Below are 6,251 nucleotides of genomic sequence, written 5' to 3'. Positions count from 1 at the left end.
AATATCATTCTTTTTCTAATAAATAAAACAACAAACACCATAAATAGTAATGTCAACACTACATAAGTCAAATTTGAATATATATCCATATAACCCACAATTGTTTCCCATGATCCTCCAACTGCAGTTCCTATTTTAATGAGAACAACATTCCAAATTAAGTTCCTAATGTTAATACTAGAAATGTTCTAAAATTCAAATTTGCTTTTTTACAGGCATTCATTATCATTATCAAATGTTTCAATCCTGTAATAAATATTAAAAAAGAGCACATACTGTTTCTTTTTCATAGGATTAACTTTATAATGCGCACTAGATGATTTTTTTAGGGAAAATTATACTTCTAGCTTAAGGAAGGAGATCGATTATGAAAAAAATGATGTTTACATTAATAACCGGTCTAATGGCAGTTGTTTTAGTGGCATGCGGAGGAAATGAAGAAAGTACAGAAGCTAAAAATGATGATAAAGCAAAAACAGTGGAAACCGATCAGCAGAAGGAACAGCAAAAGCTAATGAAAGAAATGCAAAAGAAATTAGAAGCACAGCAAATAGATGAAAAGAAAACTGTTGCCATAGTGAATGATAAAGAAATTTTAGGAAGCGAGTATAATACCGCTTTAGCATCTATACAAGGACAAATGCAGCAAATGGGACAAGATCCGACTTCTAAAGAAGCTGCAGAGCAAGCGAAAAACCAAACAATTGACAGCTTAGTCGGACAAACTCTTCTTCTTCAAGAGGTAGATAAAAAAAGCTATAAAGTTTCAGAGGCAGATATTAATAAGCAGCTGGACGAAATAAAAAAACAGTTTAAAACAGAAAAAGAATTCGAAGCCGCTCTTAAAAAATCCGGCATGGATATGAAAACACTTGAAACTCAAATAGCTGACGGTATTAAACTTAAACAGTACATTGAGAAAGAAGTGCCAGCTGGTGAAATAACCGATGAAGAAATTCAAAAAACGTTTGATCAATATGCGGAACAAGGAAAGAGTACTGGACAAGAAGTTCCAAAGCTTGAAGAAGTAAAACCACAAATCGAACAATCTCTTCAACAGCAAAAACAGCAAGAAAAACTCGCTCAGCAGGTTGAAGAGCTAAAGAAAAATGCGAAGATTGATATTAAGATTTAAGATGTTACACACATAATGAACAGCTCAAGGGGCTGTTGACAAATGCCCCTTCAAACGAAAAAGAAGATGGATCCCTACAAAATGTAGTGTTCATCTTCTTTTTTATCCACTATATTCTGTGTCTATAAATGAGGCTTTTTAGTTTGATCCACAGCCCAATCTTTTTTCAAAATAGATTCCTCTTTTGTGCTGTAGAATATGGGATTGTTAATGATTTTTTGATTAAACTTTATTTTAAAGCTACAGTTATCTATCTGGTGTTTACTCATTCATTATTCCATAAAAAAGGGGCTTACCTTGTTTCGTTAAAGCTCCCGATTGCGGAAGATTTCTTTTACCGACTAAACCATGTCTATTAAAAAACTTGATATAATAATTGTTAATGAAATATTTAAATAGGAGTATACCTATGGAAAGAATTTTTTTCGATTATGGGATTGAAATTTGTAAGGAAAATGAAAAATTCTATTTGATTTTTGACGACGGTGGAATAGTTGCACATTTTGCTAATATTGAAATTTCAAAGGAACATGCTGAGTACGCAATGAAAGGACCTAAAGAAGCAAGCGAAATTATTCTTCACTATCAGAGAATTGCAGATAAGAAGAGAAAAGCATCTCAATAATGATTTATTCCATAAAGATTAAATAATCATATTGAATCACATATCCACAAAAGGCAATTGAGTTAATACCATTCTCAATACCAGATAATATAGAAGAAATAGATATAACCATTAGGAGACCACAATGGGAAAAGAAGTATCTAAGTTTGTGGAAACGTAAAAAGGCAACGCTCAGTGGGTTAGTTGTCTTTCTTTAAAATGAGTTGCGACACACACTCTACAATGTGTGGACTGCTGATTGTAGAATTATGGATAGCTGCAGCTTTGTCCACCTTATATAATCTACAACTAGTCTTCCCATGAATCCAGAATTCATGATTTCCCCAAAAACAACTTCTCCATTTTTTGAATGTATTCCTCCAGATGGTTTGCCGGATGGAACACAGGGTGCCCGTGGCAAACCTCTAACCTAATGGGCTTTAATTCTCCAACGATAGTGCTGCTTCTCACTGCCTCATGCATATTCGAAGTAAACATTGAGATTGGTTGATGGATCTTCCCCTTTTTGGAGGTAAAGAGGTCGCCTGCGATTAACACTTGATCCTTTTCGTGGTAATAGACAACATGTCCAGGAGAATGCCCAGGAGTCAGATAAGGCTTTATCCCGCCAATCAAATTCAAATTGCCCTGTCCATCTTCTTGAAGCGCTTGGATTAATTGTTTAGATACCGTCTGTTTAGCTTTTTTTCGTTTCGGATAAGGAAGCTCACCTTCCATATATGGAATTTCAATTCGGTGTGCATATACGGGTACTTTTGTTACTGATAAAATAGTTTTTATAGCACCAACATGATCAGGATGACCATGAGTTAATAAGATTCTTTGCAAAGGGCCGGCGTCCAGTTCTTTAATAAAATTCATAATGCCTTTTGCCATCTTCGGTATCCCAGCATCTACTAGTGTTACCCCATTGCCATCAACAATGACCCACACATGAATAGGGATAATAATCCAGGTTTTTAAGCTCCAAATATTCTCTGAAACTTTATTGACTTTCATACTTCTTCCTCTCCCTGTTTTCATTTTTCTTTAAAATCTAAAATAAGGTTTCCGCAGCAAAAGTAAATGTGTTAGGCACCGTGAAATTATATCTAGTCTAAGAGTGATGCTAACTCTTTCTTGTTTTTAACTCATCATTCACGATACCTTTTCTGAACCAACCGCTGCCCGAAATCCCAAATAAAAAATCTTTAGCCATTATGTTTGAGAATTACTCTTCAGATTTTCGAATTTACGTTTTTAGCAGCATTTCTTCGAGATATGCAATTGTTTACTTAGAGTAGATAAGTTATCCATTTGCACATTCCTTATAATTGATCACCATCCAATGTTATTCTTACTTTATTTGCTGTACTGCCGTAATATACATTTTTTTCAATCTGCTTCAGTCAGTTAAATAAGCCTTATTCAATTAAATGGCCCTTTTCATGAAGAAAGACGCTTTCCTTGTTTCAGAAAAGCGCCCGATTCTTGAATAAAACTTAGTTCTGTTTTATTTGATAGTTAATTGAACAACTTGCTAATATAGTATCTATCGTTCCAAGCTAAAATGCACCACCACAAGGGGAAGGCGATTTTTAATCGACAACATCATAAAGAAGTACGAAGTTAGATCTCAAAATATTCTTCTATCGCTTTCATAACTTTAAATGGCCCTGAACTTTTGTTTGAAGGGATTACGAGCTTAATCCCGGACTTAGGATACAGGGCCGAATGGAAGCTCACCCCGGGATCGTACCCCATTACATGATACTTGAATATGGAATTATTACGTTTGTTGATCCAAATTCCATACCCATAATGGACTTCCTCTTTTACATGAATATGTGGGGTCATAAGTAGTTCAATATATTTTTTACTTATAAGACGATGATCCAGTAATGCTTCCCAAAGTTTGATCATATCAGGTGCAGAGATATAGGCTCCTCCATCAGCTCCACCTTTGATCGGAATCGAGTAGACATTCGTTTTCCATGTCCCACCTTTATCGTAAATGTATCCATAAGCTGTGTTTTTAGGTAGCCGATCTAATGAAAAATAGCCTGAATCATTCATACCGCATTTATTAAAAAGATTCGTTTTAATATAATCGGTAAAAGAAAGGCCTGTTTGTTGTTCCACAATCAAACCTAAAACAATAAATGCAGCATTATTATAATGAAATCTTTCTCCAGGTTTGAACATCATTTTTTCGTTTTTAAACAATGGCAGAAAATCGTGTAAATCCTTTAATAGATACATAGGTGTATGTTTCCAAAGATCTTCAAAGTTATCCATCGCCTCTTCGTCAAAATAATCTGGAATTCCAGAACTGTGGGTTAAAAGATGATGGATCGTTACATTTTCATCGAAATGCGGAAAAACTACATCTAAACAGTCTTTAAGTCGTGTATCAAAGGATAATATTTCCTTCTCAACTAATTGGCAAACTGCAATTGCAGTAAACAACTTACAGCCTGAAGCCATACCAAAACGTGTGTGTATGTTATTCAATCGTTCTTCAGTCCGATCAGAATATCCAGATGCTGATTTGAATAGTATTTCATTGTCGTCCTTCACAAAAACAACTCCAGAAAATTCCTCGTTGTTTATGACTTTTTTAATCGATTCACCAACCTTTACACCTCTATTTGTCAATTTCCACCACCTCATTAGATGAATATATTATTTTCTAAGCCCTGCCCCTTTCTAATGGATGTAAAATGCAAATCGCTGTACCATGTTCAACCAACTACCCCCATTAGCTAATCAAATATCATCCTTTTAATTTCAATTTACCATCTAAAAAATCTTTTCCTTATGTAAGAATATGGCACTTAAATGAAAATAAGCACTGATCCTTATTACAGAAAAGCGCCCGATTGTGGAAGAGCGAAGGGTTTAAAAGAGTTTTTTGATCTTTAGATATTGTTCTAACGCACACGAGAGTTTTGTAGAATCCTTCACAATCTCTTCTACACCTTAACATAACTTCAATTTAAATTGTGTTGCTTCAGAATCTGTTTGATTAGAAAAAGACGCCTTCATAATTAATGAAAGCGCCGTTTGTTGCAAGACCCTTGCCTAAATCTTATTCAAATCCAGCCCATTTTACTTTAACTCGTTACTTCACATATTTCTAATCTGATAAAAGATAAATAAAAAGATGATACATTTTGAGGCATCATCCCTTAGAATATTATACTGGATGACTTTTAACCTTAAAGTTTATTCTTAATTCATTGCACTTTCATCGATATAAGCAACTTCCCATAAATGACCGTCTAAATCCTGAAACCCCCTTATATACATAAACCCATGATCTTGAGGGTCACTAAAAGATTTACCACCAGATGACAATGCCTTATTTACTATCTCATCCACTTGATCCCTACTTTCAGCTGAAAAGCTGAGAATTGCTTCGGCAGAAGTAGTAGTATCCACAATTTCCTTCTTACTAAATCCTTTGAAGCGTTCCTCAGTCATTATCATAGCAAAGATATTCACACTGATGATCATACAAGATGTGGTCTCATCGGAGAATTGTGGGTTGAACTCAAAACCAAGTTCCTTGAAAAAATTGGTGGACTTGTTTACGTCTTTTACAGATAAATTGATAAAGATATTTTTGGATGTGAATGCCATTTTTATTACCTCCTGTGAAAAATTTGCGATTTTATTTTTTTTAGAGTTCTTTTCTATAACCAAAAAACACGTATCCACTCAGACATAACTGAATAATACTCAAAGCTAAAAACGGATTCGTCACGATATACGTTTCACCTACTATAATTCGCTGAAAGTTCAATCCGATGAAGAAAACAGCTCCCATAATGGCAGATGCATACCACGAACTGTTATTCCTTTTTTTAAAACTACATACCGCCGCCGTGATATTGCCAAGTCCGAATATGACAATCGCTAGGATCCCAGGTACCACCCAACTATCAAAAGGAAGCGTAGAGGACCAGCTATCCGGATATTCCTCAGCGAAAATTCCATGGCTTGAACTTACCATCTGCACACCTATCCAAATCGCGCCTGTCGCCAAAAACAAATCATAAATGCCCAACATCCTTGCTCTTATTGTTAGCTTCATCTTTTTCCCCCCATAGTTTTCTTAAAAACCTTCTGCGCTATTCAACAATCTGGCCCTATAATGAAAATAGGCGCTTAGTATTGTTTTTAATATCTACAATAATATTATCTTTGTTTGATTTGGATGCCTCAGTTGAATTTGTACGAGCTGACAAAAAAATAATTAGTAAAATTGAAATTGGTAAAAGAAATATTCTCTTCATAAACCCATCCCCGGTGGAATATTTTCATCCCTTTTTTTGGACTTACTTAGAAGTATTTAAGAAAGCCACTTTTTTACCCCGTTGAAAAGAATTGTATTTTATTCGTTTATACTTAATACCTAGATTAAGGATACATAGAAATTCTATGTATTATTTCATTGTAATTTATTTCTAATTTTTATTCAACTTATATTAAACTAGTCGAGTAGAA

Annotated in this window: 6 protein-coding genes; 2 read left to right on the top strand and 4 right to left on the bottom strand. The window is 34.6% G+C overall.

Features of this window, described 5'->3' with window-relative positions:
- Positions 1 to 367 precede the first annotated feature (367 nt).
- A complete protein-coding gene (locus tag V7122_RS23640; RefSeq protein WP_335344886.1) occupies positions 368 to 1,135 on the top strand; it encodes a SurA N-terminal domain-containing protein in 768 nt (255 codons plus the stop codon).
- A gap of 409 nt (positions 1,136 to 1,544) precedes the next feature.
- Positions 1,545 to 1,760: a hypothetical protein gene (locus V7122_RS23635; protein ID WP_335344887.1), complete on the top strand. Its 216-nt coding sequence runs from the start codon at positions 1,545 to 1,547 to the stop codon at positions 1,758 to 1,760.
- Positions 1,761 to 2,072: 312 nt separating this feature from the next.
- Here V7122_RS23635 and V7122_RS23630 read toward each other — a convergent pair whose 3' ends face one another.
- The 4 genes from V7122_RS23630 to V7122_RS23615 form a co-directional block, all read right to left on the bottom strand.
- Positions 2,073 to 2,759, bottom strand: a complete 687-nt coding sequence (locus V7122_RS23630) for an MBL fold metallo-hydrolase (protein WP_335529602.1) — start codon at positions 2,757 to 2,759, stop codon at positions 2,073 to 2,075.
- A gap of 609 nt (positions 2,760 to 3,368) precedes the next feature.
- Complete coding sequence (locus V7122_RS23625; RefSeq protein WP_335344889.1) at positions 3,369 to 4,412, bottom strand: serine hydrolase domain-containing protein; 1,044 nt, start codon at positions 4,410 to 4,412, stop codon at positions 3,369 to 3,371.
- 561 nt (positions 4,413 to 4,973) lie between these two features.
- The gene (locus V7122_RS23620; protein ID WP_335529600.1) at positions 4,974 to 5,384 is read right to left on the bottom strand and encodes a VOC family protein; all 411 of its coding nucleotides are present in this window, start codon (positions 5,382 to 5,384) and stop codon (positions 4,974 to 4,976) included.
- A 40-nt stretch (positions 5,385 to 5,424) separates the two neighbouring features.
- Entirely contained in the window at positions 5,425 to 5,838 is a 414-nt protein-coding gene (locus V7122_RS23615) for a hypothetical protein (RefSeq protein ID WP_335529597.1), read from the bottom strand.
- Between the last annotated feature and the right edge of the window lie 413 nt (positions 5,839 to 6,251).

The sequence above is a fragment of the Bacillus sp. JJ1532 genome (assembly GCF_036965085.1).
Classification (GTDB): domain Bacteria; phylum Bacillota; class Bacilli; order Bacillales; family Cytobacillaceae; genus Cytobacillus.
Note: the sequence above shows the minus strand (reverse complement) of the source record. Positions and strands in the feature narration are given on the sequence as shown.